This window comes from Polynucleobacter paludilacus, assembly GCF_018687595.1.
Lineage (GTDB): Bacteria > Pseudomonadota > Gammaproteobacteria > Burkholderiales > Burkholderiaceae > Polynucleobacter > Polynucleobacter paludilacus.
In genome coordinates this window covers 1-26395 of the sequence record NZ_CP061298.1, presented here as the reverse complement: position 1 = coordinate 26395, position 26395 = coordinate 1, and the positions used below count along the sequence as shown (strand labels likewise).

General features: G+C 46.4%; 26 protein-coding genes. 1 reads left to right on the top strand and 25 read right to left on the bottom strand.

The annotated features are described in order from the left end of the window. The first annotated feature begins 58 nt into the window (after positions 1–58). Entirely contained in the window at positions 59–454 is a 396-nt protein-coding gene (gcvH, locus tag AOC06_RS00130) for a glycine cleavage system protein GcvH (RefSeq protein WP_215351603.1), read from the top strand. Positions 455–470: 16 nt separating this feature from the next. On the opposite strand, the gene priA is transcribed toward gcvH, so the two are convergent. The 25 genes from priA to dnaA all read right to left on the bottom strand — a co-directional run bounded on the left by priA (position 471) and on the right by dnaA (position 26362). Next, the gene (priA, locus tag AOC06_RS00125; protein WP_255879960.1) at positions 471–2579 is read right to left on the bottom strand and encodes a replication restart helicase PriA; all 2109 of its coding nucleotides are present in this window, start codon (positions 2577–2579) and stop codon (positions 471–473) included. 255 nt (positions 2580–2834) lie between these two features. Then, complete coding sequence (hemE, locus tag AOC06_RS00120) at positions 2835–3959, bottom strand: uroporphyrinogen decarboxylase (RefSeq protein WP_215381612.1); 1125 nt, start codon at positions 3957–3959, stop codon at positions 2835–2837. A 3-nt stretch (positions 3960–3962) separates the two neighbouring features. Continuing rightward, positions 3963–4379, bottom strand: coding sequence for a F0F1 ATP synthase subunit epsilon (locus AOC06_RS00115; protein ID WP_215380313.1), 417 nt, complete (start codon positions 4377–4379; stop codon positions 3963–3965). Between the two features lie 21 nt (positions 4380–4400). Next, complete coding sequence (atpD, locus tag AOC06_RS00110; protein WP_215351597.1) at positions 4401–5801, bottom strand: F0F1 ATP synthase subunit beta; 1401 nt, start codon at positions 5799–5801, stop codon at positions 4401–4403. A gap of 55 nt (positions 5802–5856) precedes the next feature. Further along, a complete protein-coding gene (gene atpG, locus AOC06_RS00105) occupies positions 5857–6726 on the bottom strand; it encodes a F0F1 ATP synthase subunit gamma (RefSeq protein ID WP_215380312.1) in 870 nt (289 codons plus the stop codon). 17 nt (positions 6727–6743) lie between these two features. Next, positions 6744–8285 (bottom strand): F0F1 ATP synthase subunit alpha, encoded by a 1542-nt coding sequence (atpA, locus tag AOC06_RS00100; RefSeq protein ID WP_215351592.1) that lies wholly within the window; start codon positions 8283–8285, stop codon positions 6744–6746. A 45-nt stretch (positions 8286–8330) separates the two neighbouring features. Continuing rightward, on the bottom strand, positions 8331–8867 hold the full coding sequence (locus AOC06_RS00095) for a F0F1 ATP synthase subunit delta (RefSeq protein ID WP_215352192.1): 537 nt from the start codon (positions 8865–8867) through the stop codon (positions 8331–8333). A 1-nt stretch (position 8868) separates the two neighbouring features. Next, the gene (locus tag AOC06_RS00090; protein ID WP_215351585.1) at positions 8869–9339 is read right to left on the bottom strand and encodes a F0F1 ATP synthase subunit B; all 471 of its coding nucleotides are present in this window, start codon (positions 9337–9339) and stop codon (positions 8869–8871) included. Between the two features lie 63 nt (positions 9340–9402). Next, a complete protein-coding gene (gene atpE / locus AOC06_RS00085; protein ID WP_011901869.1) occupies positions 9403–9669 on the bottom strand; it encodes a F0F1 ATP synthase subunit C in 267 nt (88 codons plus the stop codon). A gap of 46 nt (positions 9670–9715) precedes the next feature. After that, positions 9716–10591 (bottom strand): F0F1 ATP synthase subunit A, encoded by an 876-nt coding sequence (atpB, locus tag AOC06_RS00080; RefSeq protein WP_215351582.1) that lies wholly within the window; start codon positions 10589–10591, stop codon positions 9716–9718. A 35-nt stretch (positions 10592–10626) separates the two neighbouring features. After that, positions 10627–11121, bottom strand: a complete 495-nt coding sequence (locus tag AOC06_RS00075; protein ID WP_215380310.1) for an ATP synthase subunit I — start codon at positions 11119–11121, stop codon at positions 10627–10629. Between the two features lie 69 nt (positions 11122–11190). Further along, entirely contained in the window at positions 11191–12081 is an 891-nt protein-coding gene (locus AOC06_RS00070; RefSeq protein ID WP_215380309.1) for a ParB/RepB/Spo0J family partition protein, read from the bottom strand. 23 nt (positions 12082–12104) lie between these two features. Next, complete coding sequence (locus tag AOC06_RS00065; protein ID WP_215351573.1) at positions 12105–12875, bottom strand: ParA family protein; 771 nt, start codon at positions 12873–12875, stop codon at positions 12105–12107. Positions 12876–12893: 18 nt separating this feature from the next. After that, positions 12894–13556, bottom strand: coding sequence for a 16S rRNA (guanine(527)-N(7))-methyltransferase RsmG (gene rsmG / locus AOC06_RS00060; RefSeq protein WP_215380307.1), 663 nt, complete (start codon positions 13554–13556; stop codon positions 12894–12896). Beyond that, complete coding sequence (gene mnmG, locus AOC06_RS00055; protein WP_215380305.1) at positions 13553–15472, bottom strand: tRNA uridine-5-carboxymethylaminomethyl(34) synthesis enzyme MnmG; 1920 nt, start codon at positions 15470–15472, stop codon at positions 13553–13555. The genes rsmG and mnmG overlap by 4 nt, the downstream gene beginning before the upstream one ends. A 164-nt stretch (positions 15473–15636) precedes the next feature. Next, positions 15637–16566: a branched-chain amino acid ABC transporter permease gene (locus AOC06_RS00050; RefSeq protein ID WP_215380303.1), complete on the bottom strand. Its 930-nt coding sequence runs from the start codon at positions 16564–16566 to the stop codon at positions 15637–15639. A gap of 13 nt (positions 16567–16579) precedes the next feature. After that, a complete protein-coding gene (locus AOC06_RS00045; RefSeq protein ID WP_215380301.1) occupies positions 16580–17500 on the bottom strand; it encodes a branched-chain amino acid ABC transporter permease in 921 nt (306 codons plus the stop codon). 8 nt (positions 17501–17508) lie between these two features. After that, on the bottom strand, positions 17509–18732 hold the full coding sequence (locus AOC06_RS00040) for an ABC transporter substrate-binding protein (RefSeq protein ID WP_215380299.1): 1224 nt from the start codon (positions 18730–18732) through the stop codon (positions 17509–17511). Positions 18733–18753: 21 nt separating this feature from the next. Next, positions 18754–19458 (bottom strand): ABC transporter ATP-binding protein, encoded by a 705-nt coding sequence (locus AOC06_RS00035; RefSeq protein WP_215380297.1) that lies wholly within the window; start codon positions 19456–19458, stop codon positions 18754–18756. Continuing rightward, complete coding sequence (locus AOC06_RS00030) at positions 19455–20216, bottom strand: ABC transporter ATP-binding protein (RefSeq protein ID WP_215381610.1); 762 nt, start codon at positions 20214–20216, stop codon at positions 19455–19457. The genes AOC06_RS00035 and AOC06_RS00030 overlap by 4 nt, the downstream gene beginning before the upstream one ends. A gap of 94 nt (positions 20217–20310) precedes the next feature. After that, positions 20311–20535: a DUF3717 domain-containing protein gene (locus AOC06_RS00025; RefSeq protein ID WP_215380295.1), complete on the bottom strand. Its 225-nt coding sequence runs from the start codon at positions 20533–20535 to the stop codon at positions 20311–20313. A 12-nt stretch (positions 20536–20547) separates the two neighbouring features. Continuing rightward, the gene (locus AOC06_RS00020) at positions 20548–21042 is read right to left on the bottom strand and encodes an SET domain-containing protein (RefSeq protein WP_215336626.1); all 495 of its coding nucleotides are present in this window, start codon (positions 21040–21042) and stop codon (positions 20548–20550) included. 1 nt (position 21043) lies between these two features. Continuing rightward, positions 21044–23542 carry a DNA topoisomerase (ATP-hydrolyzing) subunit B gene (gene gyrB / locus AOC06_RS00015; RefSeq protein WP_215380294.1) on the bottom strand — a complete coding sequence of 833 codons (2499 nt, stop codon included), beginning with the start codon at positions 23540–23542 and terminating at the stop codon, positions 21044–21046. An 11-nt stretch (positions 23543–23553) separates the two neighbouring features. Next, positions 23554–24669, bottom strand: a complete 1116-nt coding sequence (gene dnaN, locus AOC06_RS00010; protein WP_215380292.1) for a DNA polymerase III subunit beta — start codon at positions 24667–24669, stop codon at positions 23554–23556. A 268-nt stretch (positions 24670–24937) separates the two neighbouring features. Beyond that, complete coding sequence (gene dnaA / locus AOC06_RS00005) at positions 24938–26362, bottom strand: chromosomal replication initiator protein DnaA (RefSeq protein ID WP_215380290.1); 1425 nt, start codon at positions 26360–26362, stop codon at positions 24938–24940. Positions 26363–26395: the final 33 nt, after the last annotated feature.

Sequence of the window (26395 nt, the reverse complement as noted above, 5' to 3'; positions counted from 1 at the left end):
AGTGAATCTGTAAGATGCCAGTTTAGAACACAAGTTATAAAATAGGCCAACAAGGTTAATGATGAACACACAAGAAAAATTTAGATTTGCTCAAACTCATGAGTGGGCCGACCCAGAAGATGATGGCTTGGTGTGGGTGGGGATTAGCAATCATGCGCAAGAAGCACTTGGCGATGTCATGTTCTTTCAAGCACCAAAGTTAGGTCTAGCTGTAAGGCAAGGAGAAACCATTGCCGTCATTGAATCAGTGAAAGCGGCAAGCGATATTCATGCCCCCATCAGCGGAGAGATCGTTGCCCTCAATCCTGAAATTGAGAGTCGGCCTGAAATCATTAATGAAAAACCATATTCCGTTTGGCTTTTTAAAATCAAGCCGAACTCTGCTGCTGAATTAAATACAGAGCTTCACAAGCTAATGGATTTAGAAAATTATTCTGCTACTGCAGGAGCTTGATATTCTTCTCGCTGCACTAAATTGCAATTGGGTCGCGCTCAATCAACCAACGAATACGTGTAACCTTGCTAATGCGGCCCTGAGAGTCATGACGTAACAGTCGATCAATTGCTTCGAGCAATTCTTGTAAGTGTTTTCGGCTATTGGATTCAATCAATAACTGCGCACGCTCAGAACCCGCTAGCCGCATGATGGTTTTGGGAACGGGGTCATAAATCTTGACACCTTTATGCACCAACCCCCGCTCTACTAGCTGAGCCTTCAGCTCACTGAGAAACTGAATTGCTTTTGCAATGCTTTTGCCCTCTGCATGGATGAGTCCTTGATAAGAAAATGGTGGAAGTTTTGACTCTTCCCTTTCTTTGGCTGTGAAAGATAAAAAGCCATCAACATCATGTCTTAATAAATACTGAAACACTGCTGCATCAGGATGCTGTGTTTCAATATAAATATCCCCGCTCTCCTGGTGATGCTGTTGAGAGCGGCCTGCCCGTCCTGCCACCTGAATCAGCTGCGCAAACAATCTTTCAGCAGCCCTAAAATCTGGTGAGTACAAGCGGCTATCAGCATCTAACACTGCAACTGTTCCAATGTTTTGATAATCATGGCCCTTTGCAATCATCTGCGTGCCCACAACAATATCAACTCCACCCTCATGAATTTTTTGGAAGAGCTCTTCAGCACCCTTGCTCCTCCTACTTGAGTCGGTATCTATCCTTAAGACTGTGGCTTGAGGCCAAGCATTTTCTATTACGTCTTCAATTTTTTGAGTGCCTTGGCCCACCGGCTTCAGATCTGCATTGCCGCAATCAGGGCAAAAATTAGGCATTGGTTTTACTAAGCCGCAATGATGGCAACTCAATACTGTTTTTTTACTCAAGGCCCCTGCTTTATGCATCACCATACAAGACGAACATTGGGCACACTTTGACATCCAAGAGCAGGCAGGGCAACTAATGACTGGCGAATATCCTCTTCGATTAATCAAGACTAAGCTCTGCTTTTTCTCTCCAATTGATTTGGTGATTGCACCTTCAATGATTTTGGTGAATAACGGCGAATGCTGAGATCGATTTTGAGGATCTTGCGTATTTACCAGATGCACCTTGGGTAGGTTTGCCCCCTGAGCGCGACTGTCTAACCTAATGTATTCATAACGCCCAAGCTGTGCTGCCATCCAAGTTTCTAATGATGGCGTGGCAGAAGCCAATAAGATAGGCAGCCCTTGATCATGTGCGCGCCAGATGGCAAGATCTCTGGCAGAGTAGCGGGTTCCTTCTTGTTGTTTATATGAGGGGTCATGCTCTTCGTCGACCACAATGGCTCGCAGATTTGGCATGGGTGTTAGCACCGCTAAACGAGTGCCCAATATGATTTGCGCTTCTCCAAGCATGGCCTCCTGCCAAGAAATACCGCGCTGTTTCTCGGAGACCCCGCTATGTAATAGGGCAATTTTTTTATCCGGAAAATAGGCTTTGATGCGACGCTCTAATTGAGGGGTTAAATTAATTTCCGGAACCAAGAGTAGCACTTGGGAATTTTTCTCTTCCAAAATGCTGGCCAGCCAGTTTAAAAAAACAGCTGTCTTACCGCTTCCAGTTTGACCTTGCAGCAGGATTGCCCTAAATGCGCCTAAGCTCTCTTTTTGCAAAAGAATATTCAGTGCATTTTTTTGCTCTGGATTCAATTGATCAACGCCAATGAATTTCTCAGAAGCGCTTGCTGTTTCGTTTTTTTTCTTTTTACTCACAGAGGACTGCGCTACTAGCCGCAACTTGTCCCAGCGCTCAGGCTTTCGCCACATTTGCGGGATTGAGGGCACAATCGTTTCACCCAAACTATGGATGTAGTACTGGCTTGCAAAGTTCATCAGGCTCAGTAGCCCGGCATCTATCGGGGGGAGTGGTGCAACATCTATGACGCTCTTTATTTTACTTATCTCTAAATCAGAGTGAGTATTTACTTTTATTATAACCCCTACGGATAATGCACTTCCAAATGGGACCGATACAATCTGACCAACCGCTGGCTCGCATCCAAGCCTCTCCACATCCCAGGCATAGTCAAAGGCTTGCGCCAACGGCTTATCTAAAACAATCTGGACAAATAGAGTGCTAGGCATCATCTTTTATGTCTATTTTCCTGTGGATAAGTCTGTGGATATCATTCCAATATACTGATTTATCAATCAACTTACCAAATAAGTCAGCTTAGATACAAGTTGATGATTTAAATATAATTCTATATAAATCAATAAGTTATAACTACTTCTCGAAGCTCTTGTTGATCTTTATCTCGAATCTATCTGAATTTCAAAAGCGTTACTGTGCTGTGCATAACTTTGGTAAAAGATCGCCGCTAAGTTAGCAATTACTTTGCCCTATCTACTTGCCCTAAGGGCTCGGGATTTCTCAATCACTGCCGAGGCCAAAGCAGACACACTTTCAGGAGGGGTGAACTGGGAAATCCCATGGCCTAAGTTAAAGATATGCCCATCCAGTGGATGTAAGTTGGGTCGCAAGACAGGGGCATCAGCCAAATCCTCAAGTAGGACATTGACCTGATCGGCAATGTGTTTAGAGCCAGAAAATAAAACCAGAGGATCTAAGTTTCCCTGCAAAGCAAGTGGTCTGTTGATTTCTAGTAATTCCTTGCGAGCTCTTGATAGAGACATCGTCCAATCCAAGGCTAGGACATCAGCGCCAATTTGCGCCATATCTTTTAACCAGATTCCACCGCCTTTTGTAAAAATAATGATGGGTATTTTTCGTCCATCGTATTCACGCGGTAATTGCTCAATCACTTTTTGCATCGCTGCTAATGACATGCGTTGATACCATCCATTAGGTAATAAGCCGCCCCAAGTGTCAAAAATCATCAAAGCTTGAGCACCTGCTTTAACTTGCTCAGTTAAGTAGGTCGCAACAGATTGAACATTGATTTCTAATATATGCTCAAGCAAGTCGGGACGGGCAAACATCATCGTCTTGGCGTGACGGAAATCATCCGACCCAGATCCATCGATCATGTAACAAGCAAGAGTCCAGGGGCTTCCGGAAAATCCAATGAGTGGGACGCGTTGTTTTCCATCCTGGATTAAGGCTTTACGAATTTCTGAGACTGCATCAAAGACATATTGCAATTGATGCATATCCGCAGCACGTAATTTTTTGACATCCTCTTCAGTCCGCAATGGGTGTTGAAAACTAGGGCCTTCACCCACTGCAAATTGAAGCCCCAAACCCATCGCATCTGGAATCGTCAAGATGTCTGAGAAAAGAATTGCCGCATCCAATGGATATCGGTCCAGCGGCTGAAGCGTAACCTCAGTTGCATAAGCAGGATTTTTTGCAAGGCCAAGAAAACTGCCAGCCCTGGCTCGGGTAGCATTGTATTCAGGAAGATAACGACCGGCTTGGCGCATGAGCCAAAGCGGGGTTTGGTCCACCGCTTCGCCCAGGCAGGCTTTTAAAAACCGGTCATTTAACAACAAGGATTTGGCCAGTAATTAATTTTTGCGACGGAAGCGCGCAATAGCGGCTAACTGTGCTGCAGCCATGGCAAATTCAGATTGGGCCAGAGCCAAATCGAAGTCTGTACCACGATTTTGCATTGCCTCTTCAGCCCGCTTCTTAGCTTCAATAGCTTTGGCTTCATCCAAATCATGACCACGGATAGCAGTATCTGCCAATACAGTGACATGATCGGGTTGAACCTCTAAATAGCCACCTGCCACGAATACAAACTCTTCATCACCATCCGCTTTTTCAATACGAACTGAGCCGGGACGAATGCGTGTAATCAATGGGGTGTGGCCGCGCAAAATACCGAGCTCACCACTTTCACCAGGAAGCGCTACGAACTTCGCTTCTCCACTAAAAATAGATTGCTCAGCACTTACTACATCGACGCGTATGGTTGACATAATTTCCCTAGATGAGTTCGATTAAAGCTTCTTCGCTTTCTCGATGGCTTCATCAATTGAACCCACCATGTAGAACGCTTGCTCAGGCAAGTGATCCAATTCACCACTACAGATCATTTTGAAACCACGAATAGTTTCTTTTAATGGTACGTATTTGCCTGGTGAACCAGTAAATACCTCTGCAACGTGGAAAGGCTGGGACAAGAAACGTTGAATCTTACGAGCGCGTGATACGGCTAACTTGTCCTCTGGTGACAATTCATCCATACCCAAAATAGCAATAATGTCGCGTAATTCTTTGTAACGCTGCAATGTCATTTGAACATCGCGGGCTACTTCATAGTGCTCTTGGCCAACCACTTGTGGATCAAGCTGACGGCTGGTGGAATCCAATGGGTCAACTGCTGGATAAATACCCAAAGCAGCAATGTCACGAGACAACACTACGGTGGAGTCCAAATGCAAGAAGGTGGTAGCTGGTGACGGATCAGTCAAGTCATCTGCAGGAACGTACACAGCCTGGATAGAAGTCACAGAACCAGTCTTGGTCGAGGTAATACGCTCTTGCAATTTACCCATCTCTTCAGCCAATGTAGGTTGATAACCCACAGCAGAAGGCATACGGCCTAGCAACGCAGATACTTCAGTACCAGCCAATGTGTAGCGATAGATGTTGTCAACGAAGAACAAAATGTCACGGCCTTCGTCACGGAATGCTTCAGCCATTGTCAAACCAGTCAACGCAACGCGCAAACGGTTGCCAGGAGGCTCGTTCATCTGACCAAATACCATGGCTACTTTATCAACAACGTTTGATTCTTTCATCTCGTGGTAGAAGTCATTACCTTCACGAGTACGCTCACCAACACCGGCAAACACAGACAAACCTGAGTGTTGCTTAGCGATGTTGTTAATCAATTCCATCATGTTCACGGTCTTACCAACACCCGCACCGCCGAACAAACCGACCTTACCGCCCTTAGCAAATGGGCAAACCAAGTCGATAACCTTAATACCAGTTTCGAGCAAATCAACAGAAGGTGATAATTCATCAAACTTCGGTGCTGGCTGGTGAATAGCGCGGCGCTCTTCAGTAGCAATTGGACCTGCATCGTCAATTGGGCGACCCAAGACGTCCATGATGCGACCCAAAGTTGCTGGACCAACTGGCACAGAAATTGGCTTGCCGGTAGATTTCACTTCCATGCCACGACGCAAGCCATCGCTTGCACCCATAGCAATCGCGCGAACTACGCCGTCACCGATTTGTTGCTGAACTTCAAAGGTCAAACCTTTTTCAGCAAATGATTTTTCACCACTGTCGATTAATGTCAACGCATCATAGATGTTTGGCATTTTGTCGCGTGGGAACTGAATGTCCACCACTGGACCGATACATTGCACGATATTTCCGTTACTCATCGCATTTCTCCGCTTTTAATTCCTGAATTCTTTCGTACACCTAAATGCTGACCGCTTAAACAGCAGCCGCTCCGCCAACAATTTCTGACAACTCTTTAGTAATAGCAGCTTGTCGTGTTTTGTTGTATTCCAATTGCAATTCGCCAATCACGTTCTTTGCGTTATCTGACGCGGCCTTCATTGAGACCATGCGAGCAGATTGCTCAGAAGCCATATTTTCGGCAACAGCCTGATAAATCATTGCTTCAACATAACGCTTTAGCAAGCCATTCAAAATCGACTCAGCGTCAGGCTCGTAAATGTAATCCCAAGAGTTTCCTGCTTTTTCTTCAGGCGCTAATGCTGATGGCTCCAAAGGCAACAGCTTCTCTAAAACAGGCTCTTGTTTCATGGCATTAACAAAGCGGTTGTAGGCCAAATAAACAGCATCAATCTCGCCTCGCTCAAACGCTTCTAATTGGGCAACAATTGCACCAATCAAAACATCCAAATGCGGTGTATCACCAATTTGAGTGGCTTGAGAAATCAATTTTGCTTTTGAGCGATTCAAAAACTGTAGGCCTTTTGAACCGATTGCAGTGTAGAAAATCTCAATGTTTTTTTCCTGCAAATCACGCACTTGATTAGTAATAAAACGCAGCACGTTGGTATTTAAACCGCCGCACAAGCCCTTATCCGTCGTAACCAAAATGGTGCCAACTTTCTTAATCTCACGAGTAGCCATGTAAGCAGGGCGAAACTCGGGATTTGCTTTAGAAAGATTAGCAACAATCTCACGAATTTTCTCAGCATATGGGCGCGCATTACGCATACGCTCCTGGGCGCGACGCATCTTGGATGCGGCGACCATCTCCATTGCCTTTGTGATCTTGCGCGTGTTTTGCACGCTCTTGATCTTAGATCGTATCTCTTTTGTGCTTGCCATGATTTATACGGGCCCTCTTAGAAAGAGGCTGAACGCTTGTAGTCCTCAATCGCCGCACGCAAAGCAGCTTCATCATCTTTGCTCAGATCTTTAGTCTCTTCAATGCGGCCGACTAAATCAGCGTACTTAGATTTCAAATGATCTTGCAAGCCTTTTTCAAATGCCAATACATGCTTAACTTCAAGATCATCAAAGTAGCCGTTGTTCATTGCATACAGCGAAGCAGCCATTTCCCAAACCTGTAGAGGCTTGTACTGTGCTTGCTTACACAACTCTGTAACACGCTTACCGCGCTCAAGTTGCTTGCGGGTTGCATCATCTAGGTCAGACGCAAACTGCGCAAACGCTGCTAATTCACGATACTGCGCTAAGTCGGTACGAATACCACCGGACAATTTCTTAATCACTTTAGTTTGTGCTGCACCACCAACGCGGGAAACAGAAATACCGGCGTTAATCGCAGGACGCACACCGGCGTTAAACAAGTCAGTTTCCAAGAAGATCTGACCATCAGTAATCGAAATCACGTTGGTTGGAACGAATGCAGAAACGTCACCAGCTTGAGTTTCAATAATTGGCAATGCGGTCAATGAACCAGTCTTTCCTTTTACTGCACCATTGGTGAACTTCTCAACGTAATCAGCATTTACACGAGCAGCACGCTCGAGGAGGCGTGAGTGGAGGTAGAAAACGTCGCCAGGGTAAGCTTCGCGGCCTGGTGGGCGACGGAGCAACAAGGAGATTTGGCGATAAGCAACCGCTTGTTTAGTTAAGTCATCATAAACAATCAAAGCATCTTCACCACGATCGCGGAAATATTCACCCATGGTGCAACCCGCGTAAGCAGAAAGGTACTGCATCGCTGCGGACTCAGAAGCACTCGCCGCAACAACCACGGTGTACTCCATCGCGCCCAATTCTGTGAGCTTACGAACTACGTTAGCAATAGTGGAAGCCTTTTGACCGATCGCCACGTAAACGCAATAAACGCCTTTACCTTTTTGGTTAATGATCGCATCGACTGCAACAGCAGTCTTACCAGTTTGACGATCGCCAATGATCAACTCGCGCTGACCGCGGCCAATAGGAACCATCGCATCAATCGCCTTCAAGCCGGTTTGAACTGGCTGACTAACGGATTGACGTGCAATAACACCGGGAGCAACTTTTTCAATAAAGTCAGTTAACTTAGTGTTAATGGGGCCTTTGCCGTCAATTGGCTGACCCAGCGCATTAACAACGCGGCCGAGCAACTCTGGTCCAACTGGAACTTCCAAAATCCGGCCCGTACATTTAACTGGGTCGCCTTCTTTAATGTGGGTGTATTCACCTAACACTACAGCACCAACAGAATCACGCTCAAGGTTCAAAGCAAGGCCAATTGTGTTGTTAGGAAACTCCAACATTTCGCCCTGCATGACACCAGACAATCCATGTACGCGGCAGATACCGTCAGTTACTGAAATAACAGTGCCTTCATTGCGAGATTTGGCGTCAACGCCTAATTCGCTAATTCGGCTTTTGATCAGCTCGCTGATCTCGGATGGGTTGAGTTGCATTACTTACTCCTGGGTCTTATTTCGTATGTTCTTAATCGGGATAATTTATGCGCCAAGGCTCGTTTGCATCTGAGCCAACCGTGCCTTCACGGAACTATCCATCACCTCGTCGCCAACCTGAATGCGGACACCGCCAATCAAAGCTGGATCAACTTGAATAGTTGGGCGTAAATCTTTACCCCCAAAGCGCTTCTTCAAACTTGACAACAAATCATTTAACGCAGAACCCTCTAAAGGAAATGCGCTGGTAATCACTATTTCTGCCGCACCTTCGCTTTTGTTCTTCATTGCTTCAAATTGATGAGCAATTTCAGGAACTGCAGCCAAACGATGGTTTTGATTTACTAAACTCAAAAAACTTAAGGTCTTGCCGTCTAACTTTGTCTTCACCATGCCAGACAACAGTTTGGTCAGATCATCCGCAGAAACCTTTGGATTATTAGACAGACTTGCAATTTCAGGCAGCACAGCAAGCTGAGCCAGTTCATTTAATTGTTCCATAAATGAAGCAAGTTCAGCAGGCTTGGCGCTTTGAAAAAGCGCTTCGGCGTAAGGGCGAGCAATCGTGGCTAATTCAGCCATATTAAAGCTCTGCCTTTAGTTGGTCTAATAGTGCGCCATGGGTTTTTGCATCGACTTCACGACGCAAAATTTGCTCGGCGCCCTTAACGGCAAGCACAGCCACTTCAGCGCGCAATACTTCACGGGCTCGAGTTACTTGTTGGTCGGCCTCTTCTTTGGCTTGAGAAATAATACGAGCGGCCTCTGCTTGTGCATTTGCACGAATTTCATCCGCTGACATTTGCGCGCGTTTTTCAGCTTCAGCAACACGCTGAACACCTTCTTGACGGGCTTTTGATAATTCATGCTCTGCTTCGTTGCTTGCCAATGCGAGTGCTTCTTTACCTCGCTCAGCGGCAGCCAAGCCATCAGCAATTTTGCTTGAACGCTCATCTAAAGCCTTAACGAGGGGAGGCCACACAAAACGTGCAACTACCCACCATAAGACGAAGAAAACGATCATTTGCGCGAATAGGGTCGCGTTCAGATTCACGATATTCCTTTCAGTATTGTTGAGAACGGTTGGATGACCGCTTGGTCACCCACGCCAAAACAATTACTTAATAACTGCGAGCAGTGGGTTTGCGAAAGCAAACAACATTGCAACACCAACGCCAATCAAAAACGCAGCGTCGATCAAGCCAGCCAAGAGGAACATTTTGGTTTGGAGTGGCTCCATCAATTCTGGTTGACGAGCACATGCTTCAATGTATTTTCCGCCCATCAATGCAATGCCCAAACAGGCGCCGATAGCGCCAAGGCCGATGATGATGCCGATACAGATTGCTGTTGAACCTTGAATAGTTGCGAGAAATGCTTGCATGTTGCTGACTCCTGAAGTTAAAAGAGGTAAGTTAAAAAAATAAAAATTAATGGTGGCTGTGTGCTTGCCCGATGTAAACCAAGGTCAACATCATGAAAATAAAGGCTTGCAACAAAATAACCAAAATATGGAAGATGGCCCAAGCCGATCCTGCAATAACATGGCCCACCAATCCAAACAAAGTTAAATCTAAATTGAAGGTCCAGGCACTTCCGAGCAAGGCAATCAATAAGAAAACTAATTCGCCGGCATACATATTGCCAAAAAGTCGCATACCTAATGACACGCCCTTGGCAAGATATTCAATGATATTGAGAGCTAGGTTAAATGGGGCTAGGTACCACTTTGCGCCAAAGGGGGCAGAAATCAATTCGTGCAAAAAGCCACCAAAACCTTTTACCTTGAAGCTGTAATAAAAAACAAGCAGCAATACAGAAAGCGACATACCCATCGTGGCATTTAAGTCAGTTGTTGCGACCAGTCTTTGATGAGGAACGTGTGTGCCGAAGTTTCCAAGAAAATGGTTCACTCCAAGCACCCAGTCAACTGGTATCAAATCCAAAGTATTGAGAAGAATGATCCAAAAGAATACGAAAAGGGCAAGAGGCGCAATAAAAGTGCGGTCGCCATGGACGATGCTCTTGGCTTGGGTATCCACCATCTCAACCACCATTTCTACCAAACACTGGAAGCGGCCTGGAACTCCTGGAGTTGCACGCCGAGCGGCGATGAGCAAAATAAAGACTGCAATCAGGCCCATCAAAGACGCCCAAAAAACAGTATCAAGGTTGATTACGCTGAAATCAACAACAGATGCCTGGTGAACACCAGTACTAGTGAAATTTTGTAAATGCTCAGAAATGTACGCTGTGGGCGTCATTTGCTCAACTGCCTCATGGGCCTGGATTACTTCACTAGACATCTTTTAATAAGTCCTTTAATCAGCTTCACGATGAGTCAGCGCCAAAAAGTCGCTAACCACGCACTCTTTAAAACTAGGACATAGGTCAACAACAGCGGAACCCACATCGCATCAGGGATATAAACAGCAACCCCTATAAACAGCATTAAAGTCAGCGAGATTTTTATAAACTCGCCTGACACCAATGCCGCTAAAAATCTACCTGGATTTAATCGTTGCGATTTTTTTGCCAGCTCTAGTCTTATCAGAAATAGTGCCGCAGGCAAGACGCAAATCAAACCACCTAAAAAAGCAGACAAAGTATAAAGGCTAAGCCACTTTTCTGCTCCAAAAATTGACCAAACCATCGTGCAAAGTACTGCAGTGGCGATTTGAACCAAAATAATCTTCCAAGGTGACAGTGGCCGATGCTTGCTGAGACTACTTTGTTGCAGCGCAAGCATTTCCTTTTTGCTGAGCACCCGATACACCTCTTCTTCGGGCTCTTCCCAGTCATTTGCCTTAGAAAATTGATTTTTTGTAGGAATCAATCAAGCACCGCAAGTTTAATGTCTAGGACGCCATTCGTCAAAGGATTTGGGGCTGTAAAGTCGGTCAATTTAGGGCTCAATACCCAACTTTTTCAATAGAGAATCTAGCTCATCAAATTGGCTAAATTGGATGCGCAGCTCGCCGCCTTTGCCCTTAAGCCTAAATTCCGCATTCAGGCCAATGAGATCTGAGATTTCTCTGCAAAGCCGCTTCATATCTGGATCGGCGCCCAAGGACTCTGATCCAACTTGCTTTTTAGCCTTTTTATCACCAATTTGACCGCCAGCAAGGGCCAGCGCAGCCGCCATTCTTTCGGCCTCTCGCACAGATAATCCTAAGGCAGCTATTTTTTGAGCCAAAGCCACCTGGCTTGAGCCGGGCAGGGGCAGCAGCGCTCTGGCATGGCCCATATCAATTTCACCAGCAATCAGCATGGCCTGCACAGGCTTAGCCAATTGAATTAAACGTAATAAATTGGAAATTGCGCTACGCGATTTACCAACCGCCTTTGCAGCCTGTTCATGCGTGAAGCCAAATTCCTCAATCAGTCTAGCGAGACCTTGAGCCTCTTCAAGCGCATTGAGGTCCTCGCGCTGCATATTTTCAATCAGAGCCATTGCAGCTGCAGACTCATCATCTGCACTAGAAACCAAAACAGGAACTTCTTTTAGGCCCACCAAAGTAGCGGCTCGATAGCGTCGCTCACCCGCAATAATTTCATACTTACCCGCACTAACCAAACGAACCAATAGCGGCTGCATGATTCCTTGCTCGCGAATGCTTTCTGCTAATTCATTTAAAGCGCCGGACTCCATTTTTTGACGTGGCTGATACTTTCCAGGCTGCAAAGCGGAAAGTGGCAAACGATTAATTTCTGTCGAAACATTTTCTGCGGCAGATTTTTCTCCGAGCAAAGCCTCTAAGCCTCGTCCTAAACCTTTTTTCTTTATAGCAACCATAATCGATTCTTTGTTTCCTTAAATTACATTTGCTTAATTCGCTCAACCATCTCGGCACCAAAATCTAAATACGATTTAGCGCCTCTGGATGATTTGTCAAAAGCCACCCCAGGAAGGCCGTAGGATGGGGCCTCAGCCAATCTGACATTGCGCGGAATAATGGTCTTAAACACTTTATCGCCGAAGTGCTCGATCAATTGGTCCGACACCTGTTGCTGCAAGGTCATACGCGCATCAAACATCACGCGCAATAAGCCAATGATCTGTAGGTCTGGATTAAGATTTGCATGCACGCGTTTAATCGTGTTTACTAAATCGGATAAGCCCTCTAGTGCAAAGTATTCGCACTGCATTGGCACAATTACACCGTTGGCCGCACACAATCCATTTAGCGTCAGCAAAGAAAGCGCGGGGGGACAGTCAATCAGAATAAAGTCGTAGTCATTTGCAACTGTTGCAAGTGCTTCTTTCAAGCGCAGTTCGCGCGCCTCAAGCTCCACTAATTCAATTTCTGCACCAGCTAAATCACGATTGGCTGGTAAGACATCAAAGCCTGAGCTTTCGCAACGTTGTGCGCTTTCTTTAACGGAAGTGAGGCCAATCAAGACTTGATAAACGCTTGCGCTCAAGTCTGCTTTCTCAATACCTGAGCCCATCGTTGCATTGCCTTGTGGGTCCAAATCCACCAACAGCACGCGTTGATGGTGGCCAGCTAGACCAGCAGCCAAATTCACTGCGGTTGTCGTTTTGCCGACGCCGCCTTTTTGATTTGCAATACAAAATATTTTTGCCATGGCTTCTTTTGGTCTTGCCTAAATAAATGATTTTCTCATGGGGGTTAAAACCAAAAGCCGTCTTTCTGCCTCGAGATTAGGTATTTTTAAAGGCTCATCCGCAAGCAGCTCCCACTGGTCCAAGGAGGCCTCATGCAACTCCTGGTCTGCACGCTTAGCCTTCATTGCAAAAACAAGGCCATTGGGCTTTAAGAGGGGGAGAGACAATTCTAAAAAATTCGCTAGGCTAGTAAACGCCCTGGAAATCACCGCATCGAACTCCCCAGGACGCCTTTTTGCAACTGCCTCAACGCGCTCGCTCAAGATCTCAGTATTTTTGAGGCTTAATTTACCTCTAGCATGTTGCAGAAAGGCCGTCTTTTTTCTAACTGCTTCAATGAGGGTTAACTTCCACTCTGGACGCAAAATAGCAATGGGTATCGCAGGCAGTCCCCCGCCTGATCCAAGATCAGCAATTGCAACCGGCTTATTCCCTAAAAATTGATCCATAATTGGTAAAACTGCAATAGAATCAACGAGATGCAATACTACTGAGTCTTTTTGATCCTCGATGGCGGTCAAGTTATGGACCCGATTCCAGCGAGCCATTTCTTGTAAAAACAATTCCAGGCGATCAATATTGGCGCCACTTAAATCAAGCCCGAGCTCTTCAATACCCAGCGACAGCAAACTCTCACTCACGCAGTCTCCTGAGTTCTGCCCAGACCTTTTTTGAGGTGAACCAGCAGCAAGGAAAGGGCGGCAGGGGTTACCCCAGAAATACGTCCGGCCTGTCCAAGAGTTTCAGGCTTGTGCAGGTTTAGTTTTTGCTGAACCTCTTTCGACAAGCCCAAAACCTCGGTGTAATCCAAATTCTCGGGCAATGGGAAGCTTTCATTGTGCTCTTGGCGAGCAATTTCCACTGCTTGACGATCTATATAGCCCTGATACTTAACTGAAATTTCAACCTGATCCGCTATTTGTTCCGCAAGCCCCAAGTCTTCATCCAGCTGGCCGGGCGACCAAACTCCGCCCGATAAATCCATTAGATTCTCATATGTCACGCCTGGGCGCTTCAATATTTCAGCCAAACTGCACTCGTGAGACAAGTCTTGCCCCAGCAAACCTGAGATGGCCAAGGCATTTTCATGTTTGGGGCCGATCCAAATTTCATGGAGGCGGGCTGTTTCACGTGAAACAGCCTCTTGTTTTCTGCTGAAAACAGCCCAACGGTAATCGGTAACCAAGCCAAGCTCGCGCCCAATGGTGGTTAAGCGCAAATCCGCGTTATCTTCTCTCAGACTGAGGCGGTACTCTGCCCGACTGGTAAACATACGATAGGGCTCTTGAACCCCGCGTGTAATGAGGTCGTCCACTAAAACACCTATATAGGATTCGCTTCTTTTGGGAATCCAAGGATCTTTGCCCTTGGAGGCAAGTCCAGCGTTAATGCCTGCAAGCATTCCCTGAGCAGCCGCCTCCTCATAACCCGTGGTGCCATTAATTTGGCCAGCAAAATACAGGCCTGAAATTGCCCTTGTTTCTAGACTATGGCGAAGCTCTCTGGGGTCAAAAAAATCATACTCAATGGCGTAGCCAGGCCGAACGATCTCCGCTGACTCCAGGCCCCGAATGCTTCTCACCAAATCCCACTGCACATCAAAGGGTAGGCTAGTAGAAATGCCGTTTGGATAATACTCATGGGTTGTTAAGCCCTCGGGCTCCAAGAAAATTTGGTGGCTATTTCTGGAGGCAAACCGATGGATTTTGTCCTCAATCGAAGGGCAATAGCGAGGGCCAACCCCTTCAATCACGCCGGTGTACATCGGTGAGCGGTCTAAACCGCCCCGAATAATGTCATGGGTTCGTTCATTCGTATGGGAAATCCAACAAGGAACCTGCCTAGGGTGCTGCTCGGGTCTGCCCAAATAGGAAAAAACGGGGATGGGATCCAGGTCGCCAGGCTGCTCTTGCATTACTGAAAAATCAATCGTACGACCATCTATTCGGGGTGGGGTGCCAGTCTTCAGTCGTCCCTGTGGCAACTTTAATTCTTTTAGCCTGGAAGATAGTGCGGCTGATGCTGGGTCGCCTGCGCGCCCGCCAGCATAATTATTGAGCCCAACATGGATCTTTCCATCCAAGAAGGTACCAGCGGTTAAAACCACCTTGGGGGCCATAAACTCGAGCCCCGTTTGCGTCACAACACCCTGAACCCGATCAGCGTTCACCAACAAATCATCAACTGATGCTTGAAAAAGGCTTAATTTGGGCTGGTTTTCTAAGCGCCGTCTTATGGCTGCTTTATATAGGATTCGATCGCCTTGAGCGCGAGTTGCGCGAACTGCTGGGCCTTTGCTGGAATTGAGTATCCGAAATTGAATGCCCGCTTCATCAGTTGCAGCAGCCATTGCCCCGCCCATTGCATCAATTTCTTTCACTAAATGGCCCTTGCCAATCCCGCCAATGGAGGGATTGCAGCTCATGGCGCCCAGTGTTTCGATGCTGTGGGTAATCAGCAGGGTTTCACAGCCCATCCGAGCAGAGGCCAGGGCGGCTTCCGTCCCAGCATGACCACCGCCGACCACAATGACATCGAAATTTTTGGAATAGCGCATGTTTTACCCTAGCAGGGCGATGATCATAGCATTTTGTAGGTTTCACGTGAAACCAAACCCAATTATTGGGTCCAATAAATTACTTCGAGTACGCCGATGATGGCCTAAGCTACTGATTTAAATGAATAAATTATTAAATGCCTATTTTTTAGCAGCCAGGAACGCTAATGCTTAATTTTGAAGAAAGCGCTAATTTCACCAACCACCCCGCGCCGGAACGCAAGAACGCAAACCACAAAGATAAAGCCAGTGGCAATGGTGCTCCATGAGCCAATATTGGCTAGATAGTTTTGTAGGCTGACCACAACGCCTGCACCAACTACCGGGCCCAAAATCGTACCCATGCCGCCAAGGAGGGTCATCAAAACTACCTCTCCTGACATGTGCCAATGGACGTCAGTCAAGGTTGCCAGCTGAAATACCAAAGATTTTGTTGAGCCTGCTAAACCCGAAAGGGCGGCAGAAATCACAAAGCAAATCAGCTTAAAGCGATCAACGTCGTAGCCCAAAGAAATTGCACGAGGCTCATTCTCTCGAATGGCTTTCAGAATTTGGCCAAAGGGCGAATACACAGTTCGCATAATGAGCGCAAAACCAAAAACGAAGACCGCAAGCACAAAGTAATACATATGCACATCGTTGCTTAGATCAAGCAAACCAAACAACATTCCTCTAGGCACGCCTTGAATGCCATCTTCGCCACCGGTATAGGGAAGTTGCACAGCCAGGAAGTAAACCATCTGTGATAACGCTAAAGTCACCATCGCAAAATAAATGCCTTGACGACGAATGGCTAGAACCCCAATCAACAGACCCAATGCAGCAGAGCCGAATACGCCGAGCAAAATTCCGATCTCTGGGGAAGTGCCCATCTCTTTACAAAAATAGGCAGTGATGTATGCGGCGCTTCCAAAAAACGCAGCATGGCCAAAAGACAAAAGGCCAGTAAAGCCAAGCAACAAATTAAATGCACAAGCAAAAAGTGCGAAACACAGTACCTTCATGGCAAACACCAGATAAATAAAGTCTTGCAATGGGAGCAGTGCTGCGATTAACAACAAGATGGCATAAAGTAATTTTGTGCTCTGATTCATAGCGCGTCCATGCTCATTTTTCTCGCCCAAATAAACCAGCGGGGCGCAATAACAAAACGATCGCCATGATGACAAAAATAACAACGCTAGATGCCTCTGGGTAAAACACTTTTGTTAACCCCTCGATTAAACCCAAACCAAGACCGGTCAAGATGGCACCCATGATCGAGCCCATTCCACCAATAACCACTACAGCAAAAACAATGATGATCAAGTTTGAGCCCATTAAAGGATTTACTTGAAAGATGGGTGCAGCAAGCACACCAGCAAATCCTGCAAGTCCTACGCCATATGCGTAGGCCAAGGAAATCATGAGTGGCACATTGACGCCAAAAGCTTGCAATAGTTTTGGGTTCTCAGTTCCAGCCCGCAGATAGGCACCAAGCTTAGTGCGCTCAATCACATACCAAGTTGAAAAACAAACAATCATTGAAATCACAACAACCCAAATGCGATATTTGGGCAAAATAATTCCAATAGCATCCAGCGGGATGGCTCCTTGAAGTAATTCGGGTGCTGGATAACTCTCACCCGAGATGCCATACCAATCACGAAATAGGCCCTCAATAATTAAAGCCAGACCAAACGTCAGCAGAAGGCCGTAAAGGTGATCGAGGTGATAGAGCCTGCGCAACATGGTGCGCTCAAGAATCAGGCCAAAGCCCGCCATAATTAGTGGCACCAAAATTAAAGCAAACCAATAATTGATGCTTAAGTCTGGAAAACCAAGCCATTGGCCAATTTGGGTTAAGCCTATCCAAGCAACAAATGCGCCCATGGTGTACTGAGCACCATGAGAAAAATTAATGATGTTGAGGAGACCAAAAATAATGGCCAGCCCCAAACTCAAAATAGCATAAAACGAACCGTTAATCAGCCCCACCAAGAGCTGTGCAACTAGCCCTTGTGGAGTGATTCCTAAAAGCTCAAACATGGTTTAACTTAGTTCTTAACCAATTTACATTTAGACATTGCCAGCGGGATAGATGAGTCTGCGGCTGGAATGACATCTCGAATGTAGTAATAGTCCCATGGGCTCTTTGCATCAGCTGGTTTTTTAACTTCCAATAAAAACATTTCATGTGCAAACTTGCCATCCGCGCGAATCTTGCCTTTAAAAAGTCCATCGTCGATTGTGGTCGACTTGAGTTTTTGCATTACTACTGCGGTGTCATCGGTGCCGACTGCTTGCACTGTTTTCAAATAATTCATTACTGATGAGTACACGGCCGCATGAACCATGGTTGGCATCCGCTTATGCTGCTCAAAGAAGCGGCGTGACCATGCGCGGGTTTTTTCATCACGATCCCAATAGAAGCCTTCGGTCATCAACATTCCTTGTGCGGTTGGCAAGCCCAAAGAATGAACGTCTGAAATAAACATCAACAACGGCACAACGGTTTGTTTTTTATTAATTCCAAACTCAGACGCTTGTTTTACTGAATTAATCGTATCTTGTCCTGCATTGGCCAAGGCAACCACATCCGCCCCGCTAGCCTGTGCTTTCAATAAGTAAGATGAGAAGTCATTATTTGGGAAAGGGGCCTTACTAACACCTAACACTTTACCTCCACCCGATGTCACCACATTACTTGCAGCACTTTCAAGTGAGGCGCCAAATGCATAGTCGGCAGTGATGAAGTACCAGTTTTTCTTACCTTGCTTAACTACGGCTTTTGCGGTGCCGTTAGCAAGGCCGTAGGTATCGTAGGCCCAATGCACATTCACCGGCGTACACTTCTCGTTAGTAATTGCAGTGGAGCCCGCACCCGACACCAAAGTGATCTTATTTTTCTGCTCAGCCACCTCCATTACAGCAAGCGCGGTATTGGTTGAGACCAAATCCACAATCACATCAACATTGTCTTTGTCATACCATTCGCGAGCTTTATTGGCAGCGATGTCTGCCTTATTTTGATGATCAGCACTAACGACTTCAATTTTCTTACCAAGCACGGTGCCGTCTTTAGAAAAATCAGCGACTGCCATTTTTGCTGCAATCACCGATCCCGGACCAGCCAAATCTGAATAGGTGCCCGACAAGTCCGTTAATACCCCAATCTTCACAACGTCGCCACTCACCTTTGGCGCGCCTTGAGCGAATATTGGATTTGAGCCGAGCATGGTAACTGCAACCAGCCCAGCTGTGATTTGCTTTAACTTCATTTCCATCTCCTTTAGAAAAGACTAGACACCAAGATACGCATTTAATAAACCTGCCTTATCAGCCAACTCAGAACGATTGACCACTTCAACAACTTTTCCGTGCTCAACAACGTAATGACGATCCGCCAAGGGTGCAGCAAACCGAAAGTTTTGTTCAACCAAAACGATCGTGAACCCTTTATCTCGCAGACTAGCCACAACCTCACCTAATTTTTGTACGATGACCGGAGCAAGGCCCTCGGTGATCTCATCAAGCAATAACAGTTTTGCGCCCGTTCTTAGGATGCGCGCCATTGCCAGCATCTGCTGCTCACCGCCCGATAAGCGCGTGCCCGGGCTATGCCGTCTCTCGTAGAGATTGGGAAACATGGCATAAATGTCATCCAAACTCATTCCGCCAGGGGCAATTTCGGGCAGCAATAATAAATTTTCTTCTGTGCTGAGGCTGGCAAAAATACCTCTCTCCTCTGGACAGTAACCAACACCTAGACGCGCAATTTGATAGCTCGGCAACTGAATGGTGTCCTTGCCAAACACCTTAATTACACCCACTCTCCTGCTTGTTAGACCCAAAATGGTTTTCAAGATTGTGCTTCGCCCAGCCCCATTTCTTCCCAGAAGCGTAACCAGCTCACCCTCTTTAATGGACAAATTCACTCCATGCAAAATATGAGATTCGCCATACCAAGACTCTAAATTTTGAATATCTAAGGCGGTGGCGCTCACAAAGACTCTCCGTGGCTGCCCATGTATGCCTCAACTACTAGCGGATTGCTGGAGACTTCTTGATAAGAACCCTCCGCTAAAACGGAGCCTCGCTGCAAGACGGTGATTCGGTCAGCAATAGAAGACACCACCTTCATGTTGTGCTCAACCATTAAAACCGTTCTTCCTTTGGCAACCCGATCGATTAATTCGGTGACGCGCTCCACATCCTCGTGTCCCATCCCTTGTGTAGGCTCATCAAGCAACATCAACTCTGGATCCATTGCCAATGTGGTGGCAATTTCAAGAGCCCTTTTTTGCCCGTAAGCCAAGCTGATAGCCTCTTCATTAGCAAATTGGTCAAGGCCCACCTCACCCAAAAGCTCGTGAGCCCTCTCGTCCAGGGCGGCTAGTGAATGCTGTGTCTTCCAAAAGCAAAATTCGGTGCCCAGGCTTTGTTGCAGCGCAACACGAACGTTTTCCAGAACGCTTAAATGGGGGAAAACAGCTGAAATTTGAAATGAGCGGATTACTCCGCGACGCGCAATCTGGGCGGGGCGCTCATCGGTGATGTCAAGCCCATTAAATAAGATTTGCCCTGAGGTGGGCTCAAGAAATTTTGTGAGCAAGTTGAAGCAGGTGGTTTTACCAGCTCCGTTAGGCCCAATCAAAGCATGGATGCTGCCATGGGCAACCTCTAGGTTAACGTCACTTACCGCAGCGAAGCCTTTAAAGGACTTTCCTAATCCAATCGTTTTTAGTATGGTCTTTTGCAAAATAAATCCTCTGCCCTGTCTCTAGGCAAGAGTTTGAGAATACCGCAAGATCAATGACGTTTATATAGCAATAACCCTAAACAAAACCTTTGGGGGCCTATGGGTTTTTGGTCGCCTTGAAATAGCCCTGTAAAGCGAGCCGTGCGCCCTCATCCAAAACATCTGTTGGCATTCTTTGAGAGCCCTGCACAATCATTAAGGCATATGGTTTCGCTAAAGCGGTTGCCTCGAGGCAGAGCGCAAGCTCTTCTCCAGCCGCAGGGGATTGGCTACGCCAATAGTTGATTGCCGCCTCCAGCTCCTGAATAGTAATAAACAACATTTGATAAGTGGTTTATTTCTCTTCGATCGCCAACATGGTGCCACGACACTTTTTGGCACCACAACGACACTCGTAATCCTTTTTCATTTTCTTGGTAACGCGGCCCTCAACACCCAAGGAGTAGTCGTAAAAAAGCTCCTCGCCGGGTTTTAGGTCGCGCAAAGCGAAAACAAATACGCGAGGCTCACCATCATAAATTTCTTCTTGCGTTTCGCAACAAGGCTTACAGGAGTGATTAATCCAGCGCGCGGCGTTACCGCCATACTTGGCATCAATAACGCGACCATCCTCAAGAGAGAAGTAGAAGGTGTGATTTGGATCTTTGGGGTCGTGGGGGTGGCGCTTCTCTGCTTTTTTCCAACTGATACGCTCACCTTTGTACTCAATAATGGCTTCGCCTTTTTTTATTGGCTTCACAACGAAAACGCCTTTGCCATGAATCGATGAGGACTGAACAGCAATGCGCGATCTATCCACCTTGGGAGGTGTTAACTTTTTCTTTTTCATATTAGACGTCTAGGTTGCGAGCAATCAGCGCATTCTTTTCAATGAACGCTCTACGGGGTTCGACTTCATCTCCCATTAGGGTGGTGAAAACTTGATCGGCAGCAATCGCATCCTCGATCTTTACCTGCAAGAGTGTGCGCGAGCCGGCGTCCATGGTGGTTTCCCAAAGCTGGGATGGATTCATCTCACCCAGACCCTTGTAGCGCTGACGACTAAGGACTCGCTCGGCCTCGGAAAGCAACCAAGAGAAGGCGGCGCGGAAATTATCAACGGTGTGCTCTTTTTGATTTTTCTCAGGATCGCCGCGACGCACTTTGGTACCAGGCAACACTTTGCCACTTAAAACTGCAGCAGCATTGGCAAGGCTTTGATAATCATCACCATGCACAAAGTCTGAATTAATTGCAGATAATTTGAGATTGCCGTGCACCCTACGAGAAAGTAAAAGTCTGAATCGCTCTGTACGATCTTCTTTTTGGACAATGATTTCTGGTGGCAAGGCAAGTGGATTGCTTGGATCTGCTAAAGCAATTCGCAGACGCTCTGCAGACTCTTGGGCGGCCTTTTCGGTGTCCAGGTTTAATTGAACGCCAGCAGCAACTGCACGGATGGCGTCTTCATCAATCGTTCTTGAGAGTCGATCAACAATCGATTGAATCACTTGGTAGTGTTTTGACAGTTCGGCAAGATCGGCACCCTCAACAAGCTCGCCAGAAGGGGTTTGTAAGGATGCGCCTTCAAGGGCGATCCTCAACAATAGCTGGTTGAGCTCAACATCATCTTTTATATATTGCTCCTGTTTACCAAACTTCACTTTATAAAGTGGTGGTTGGGCAATGTAGATATGGCCGCGCTCAATCAGCTCTGGCATTTGACGATAGAAGAAAGTTAGCAGCAATGTGCGGATGTGGCTACCATCAACGTCCGCATCGGTCATGATGATGATGCGGTGATAACGAAGCTTGTCGGCCTTGTACTCCTCAACTCCAATCCCGGTGCCCAAGACAGTGATTAATGTAACCACCTCTTGGCTGGCCAGCATCTTATCGAAGCGTGCTTTTTCTACGTTTAGGATCTTTCCCTTGAGTGGAAGAATCGCTTGGAAGCGTCTATCGCGACCCTGCTTCGCAGAGCCGCCCGCTGAATCTCCCTCAACAATAAATAACTCAGATTTAGCGGGGTCTTTTTCTTGGCAATCAGCCAGCTTCCCGGGCAGACCCAAACCATCCAGGGCGCCCTTGCGGCGCGTCATGTCGCGCGCCTTGCGTGCAGCCTCGCGGGCACGGGCAGCATCGACAATTTTTCCGCAGACAATTTTTGCATCTGCTGGTCGTTCTTGGAGGAACGCGCTCAAAGCCTCAGCAACAATTTCTTCTACCGGGCCACGAACCTCGCTAGATACAAGCTTGTCTTTGGTTTGGCTTGAAAACTTAGGTTCGGGCACCTTAACCGACAGTACACAAGCCAGGCCTTCGCGCATGTCGTCACCTGAAATTTCGACTTTAGCTTTTTTTGCAATTTCGTTTTCATCAATGTACTTATTGATGACGCGAGTCATGGCCGCGCGCAGGCCGGTTAAGTGAGTGCCGCCATCTCTTTGTGGAATGTTGTTTGTAAAACAAAGCACTTGTTCGCTAAAGCTGTCATTCCACTGCATGGAAACTTCAGCTGTGATCTGTCCACCCAAATCCGAGGGTCTAACACCCTCTGCATAAAACACATTGGGATGTAAAACGCTTTTGTTTTGGTTGATGTATTCAACAAAACCCTTGACGCCGCCCGAGAAAGCAAAATCTTCCTCTTGTCCTGTGCGTTGATCAATTAAGCGAATGTGTACGCCATTATTTAAGAATGAGAGCTCGCGTATTCTTTTTACCAAGATCTCATAGTGAAATTCAACGTGACCGAAAATTTCTTCATCCGCTAAGAAATGAACCTCTGTGCCGGATAGTTCGGTACTACCTGTTACTGAAATTGGAGAAACTGCAACTCCATTTTCTTGTTCGATGTTTCGATTTTTAACGACGCCGCGTTCAAACTCCATGTAATGGGTTTTCCCGTCGCGACGAATGGTCAGCTTTAACCATTTTGAAAGAGCGTTAACGCAACTCACACCAACGCCGTGGAGTCCACCGGATACCTTATAGCTGTTTTGGTCAAACTTCCCGCCAGCATGGAGCTCTGTCATGACAATTTCTGCCGCACTTCGCTTGGGTTCGTGTTTATCGTCGTATTTAATGCCGGTTGGAACACCCCTACCGTTATCAACAATCGAGATAGAGTTGTCAGTCTGAATTACGACTGTAATTTCGGAACAGTAGCCCGCCAAGGCCTCATCAATAGAGTTATCTAGAACCTCGAATACCAAGTGATGAAGACCTGTTCCATCGGAGGTGTCCCCGATATACATACCGGGGCGTTTACGAACCGCCTCGAGACCCTCTAAGATTTGAATCGATGATGCGCCGTATTGCTCTACTACTTTTTTTTCTTCAGTCATTTTCTTCTAAATTAAATACGCATTGGCATCACAACATACTTAAAGTTCTCAGAGCCAGGCAACGTAATTACAGCACTACTATTTGCATCACCCAGGCTGATTTGAACTTTTTCGTTTTTGAGGTTTGATAAAACATCGAGTAAATAACTTACATTAAAACCAATCTCTACTGCATCGCCAACGTATTCGGTTTCAATTTCTTCTTGAGCCTCTTCCTGCTCGGCATTGGTAGATTGGATGGTGATGCGATTGGGGGATAAAGAAAAGCGAACGCCCTTAAATTTATCTGTAGTCAAAATTGCAGCACGTTGTAATGCTGCTTGTAGTACTTCACGTCCAACCACTAAAGAATTTTTTTGCCCCTTTGGAATGACGCGCTGGAAATCTGGGAATTTGCCTTCAACCAGTTTGGAAATAAGCTCGATGTCACCGAAACTAAATTTGACCTGATTGGATGTCAAGCTCATTTCGAGGGGTTCGTCGGATTCCTCTAAAAGGTGCTGACATTCCAAGATGGTCTTGCGAGGAATAATGACTTCTTGTTTTTGACCTGAACCAGACGGTGCCTCACTCAACTCCACTTGTGAGTAAGCCAAACGATGCCCATCGGTTGCGACAGTTATGACCTGTTTTCCCTCAATGACCAATAACATGCCATTAAGGTAATAGCGAATGTCCTGCTGCGCCATTGCAAAATGGACCTGACTAATGAGTTGACGAAAGCTTTTTTGAGACATCTTCCAGTTCGCCGTAATCTCGCCAACACTTTGCATTACTGGAAATTCTGATGCGGAAAGAGTTTGTAGAGAGAAACGGCTTTTGCCACTTTGGACAACCATCTTATTGTCTTTAAGATTAAGTGCAACGGGCCCCTCAGGTAGCGCACGAAGAATATCTAACAGCTTACGTGCCGCAACCGTTGTTGTGACATCCTCGGAACCAACCCCGAAGTTAGCATTAGTTGTAATTTGAATTTCTATATCGGTTGAAACAAAGGAAACCTTCTCACCATTTTTTCTGAAAAGCAGATTTGCCAAAATTGGCAAGGTGTGTCTACGTTCAACAATTCCACTCACCACCTGCAGTGGTTTTAATAAGCTATCGCGCGAAGTGTTAACGAGTTGCATTGCTTTTAAATCCTTGTTTATATATATCTTAGTAGTAATAGTAATAAGGCTTTGTTTTTTAGTGGATAAGTCAAAAATCGCTTTATTAACAACACACTACCATCAAAAAAACCTGTGGAAAACTTTTGTATAAGGGTTGAACAAAAACTGGATAACTTTTGCTCAACACCCTATTTTTGCACGAAGACTAGTCTTTCCACAATTTATCCACCAACTATCCCCAAACTTATTCATTGGGCTATCCACAACCTTATCCACAGGCTATTTTTTAACCTTTGAGTGTCTGTTCTATTACATGAATCTCATGATTTAGTTGGCTATCGTGCGCCCGCTCTTCAGCAACCTTACGAACTGCGTGCAATACCGTTGTGTGATCCCGCCCACCAAACAGCTCCCCAATCTCGGGCAGGCTTTTCTGGGTTAGTTCTTTAGCCATAAACATTGCAATCTGGCGTGGCCGAGCAATATTGGCAGGACGCCTCTTGGAGTACATATCGGCAACTTTAATGCTGTAAAAGTCTGCTACCGCCTTTTGAATATTCTCAACAGAAATCTGCCGGTTTTGGATCGACAAGAGGTCCTTAAGCGCTGTGCGTGCCACCTCGATAGTCACTTCTCGCCCATGAAACCGTACAAAGGCCAAAATTTTACGCAAGGCCCCCTCCAACTCCCTTACATTGGAGCGTAGGTGCTTTGCCACAAAAAAAGCAACATCCTCACTCATGGGGATGCCCTCCTCCGCAGCCTTCTTCATCAAAATGGCCACGCGCATTTCTAGCTCGGGTGGTTCAATTGCCACCGTCAGGCCTGAATCAAAACGGGATATCAATCGGTCATCAATACCAGCCATTTCCTTGGGGTAGGTATCGCTGGTAATAATTACCTGTGCCTTGTTGCTTAATAGGGCCTCGAAGGCGTAAAAGAACTCTTCTTGAGTGCGAGATTTTCCACTAAAGAATTGAATATCATCGATTAATAGCAAATCTAACGAGTGATAGTAGCGCTTGAATCGATCAAACGCCTTTTGTTGATAAGCCCTCACAACATCAGAAACGTATTGCTCTGCGTGGATGTATCGAATTCTGGAGTTTGGCTTTTCTTTAAGAAGGTGGTTGCCAATTGCATGAATGAGGTGGGTTTTACCCAAACCAACACCACCATATAAAAACATGGGGTTATAGGAGCTTCCGGGATTGTGGGCAACCTGAATGGATGCGGCGCGAGCCAGTTGGTTGGCTTTGCCGGTTACAAAGGTTTCAAAAGTGAGGTTGGGGTTTAATTTTGAGTGGTCTTCAATCTCAAAAACTTGCTCCACCAGCACTGGATTATCTTCAGGGTCCGCGGCCTCAATGCTTGACATTGGCGCTACCCCACCTCTCGCCGGAACCACTTCAGGGGCCACCCCCTCAACATCTAAGACAAAGTTCAGGGTCGTAGCTTGGCCAAAATATTGTGTTGCCAATTCTTGAAAGCGGTCAGAAAAAGTCTTTTTGATCCAGTCTAACTTGAACCTGTTTGGGGCTCCTATTGTAAGTGAGTAGTCGCTTACATCATGTGTAAGCAAGCGTAGGGGCTGGATCCATGTTTTGAATTGTTGGGGCGAAAGCTCGCGCGACAATACCCCAAGGGCGTTGTCCCAAAACCCTAATGGGGTTGGAAGATTTAGTGCAGGGGGAATTTGTAAGTTGCTCATATTTTTGGAGGATCCATTGTAGCCATCTCCCAA

Bases quoted from the DNA above. Each gene is read 5' to 3' on its own strand.
- gcvH (WP_215351603.1), top strand. From the start codon at position 59: ATGATGAACACACAAGAAAAATTTAGATTTGCTCAAACTCATGAGTGG.
- priA (WP_255879960.1), bottom strand. From the start codon at position 2,579: ATGATGCCTAGCACTCTATTTGTCCAGATTGTTTTAGATAAGCCGTTG.
- AOC06_RS00115 (WP_215380313.1), bottom strand. From the start codon at position 4,379: ATGTCAACCATACGCGTCGATGTAGTAAGTGCTGAGCAATCTATTTTT.
- atpD (WP_215351597.1), bottom strand. From the start codon at position 5,801: ATGAGTAACGGAAATATCGTGCAATGTATCGGTCCAGTGGTGGACATT.
- atpG (WP_215380312.1), bottom strand. From the start codon at position 6,726: ATGGCAAGCACAAAAGAGATACGATCTAAGATCAAGAGCGTGCAAAAC.
- atpA (WP_215351592.1), bottom strand. From the start codon at position 8,285: ATGCAACTCAACCCATCCGAGATCAGCGAGCTGATCAAAAGCCGAATT.
- AOC06_RS00095 (WP_215352192.1), bottom strand. From the start codon at position 8,867: ATGGCTGAATTAGCCACGATTGCTCGCCCTTACGCCGAAGCGCTTTTT.
- atpE (WP_011901869.1), bottom strand. From the start codon at position 9,669: ATGCAAGCATTTCTCGCAACTATTCAAGGTTCAACAGCAATCTGTATC.
- atpB (WP_215351582.1), bottom strand. From the start codon at position 10,591: ATGTCTAGTGAAGTAATCCAGGCCCATGAGGCAGTTGAGCAAATGACG.
- AOC06_RS00070 (WP_215380309.1), bottom strand. From the start codon at position 12,081: ATGGTTGCTATAAAGAAAAAAGGTTTAGGACGAGGCTTAGAGGCTTTG.
- AOC06_RS00065 (WP_215351573.1), bottom strand. From the start codon at position 12,875: ATGGCAAAAATATTTTGTATTGCAAATCAAAAAGGCGGCGTCGGCAAA.
- mnmG (WP_215380305.1), bottom strand. From the start codon at position 15,472: ATGCGCTATTCCAAAAATTTCGATGTCATTGTGGTCGGCGGTGGTCAT.
- AOC06_RS00050 (WP_215380303.1), bottom strand. From the start codon at position 16,566: ATGAATCAGAGCACAAAATTACTTTATGCCATCTTGTTGTTAATCGCA.
- AOC06_RS00045 (WP_215380301.1), bottom strand. From the start codon at position 17,500: ATGTTTGAGCTTTTAGGAATCACTCCACAAGGGCTAGTTGCACAGCTC.
- AOC06_RS00040 (WP_215380299.1), bottom strand. From the start codon at position 18,732: ATGAAGTTAAAGCAAATCACAGCTGGGCTGGTTGCAGTTACCATGCTC.
- AOC06_RS00025 (WP_215380295.1), bottom strand. From the start codon at position 20,535: ATGTTGTTTATTACTATTCAGGAGCTGGAGGCGGCAATCAACTATTGG.
- AOC06_RS00020 (WP_215336626.1), bottom strand. From the start codon at position 21,042: ATGAAAAAGAAAAAGTTAACACCTCCCAAGGTGGATAGATCGCGCATT.
- gyrB (WP_215380294.1), bottom strand. From the start codon at position 23,542: ATGACTGAAGAAAAAAAAGTAGTAGAGCAATACGGCGCATCATCGATT.
- dnaN (WP_215380292.1), bottom strand. From the start codon at position 24,669: ATGCAACTCGTTAACACTTCGCGCGATAGCTTATTAAAACCACTGCAG.
- dnaA (WP_215380290.1), bottom strand. From the start codon at position 26,362: ATGAGCAACTTACAAATTCCCCCTGCACTAAATCTTCCAACCCCATTA.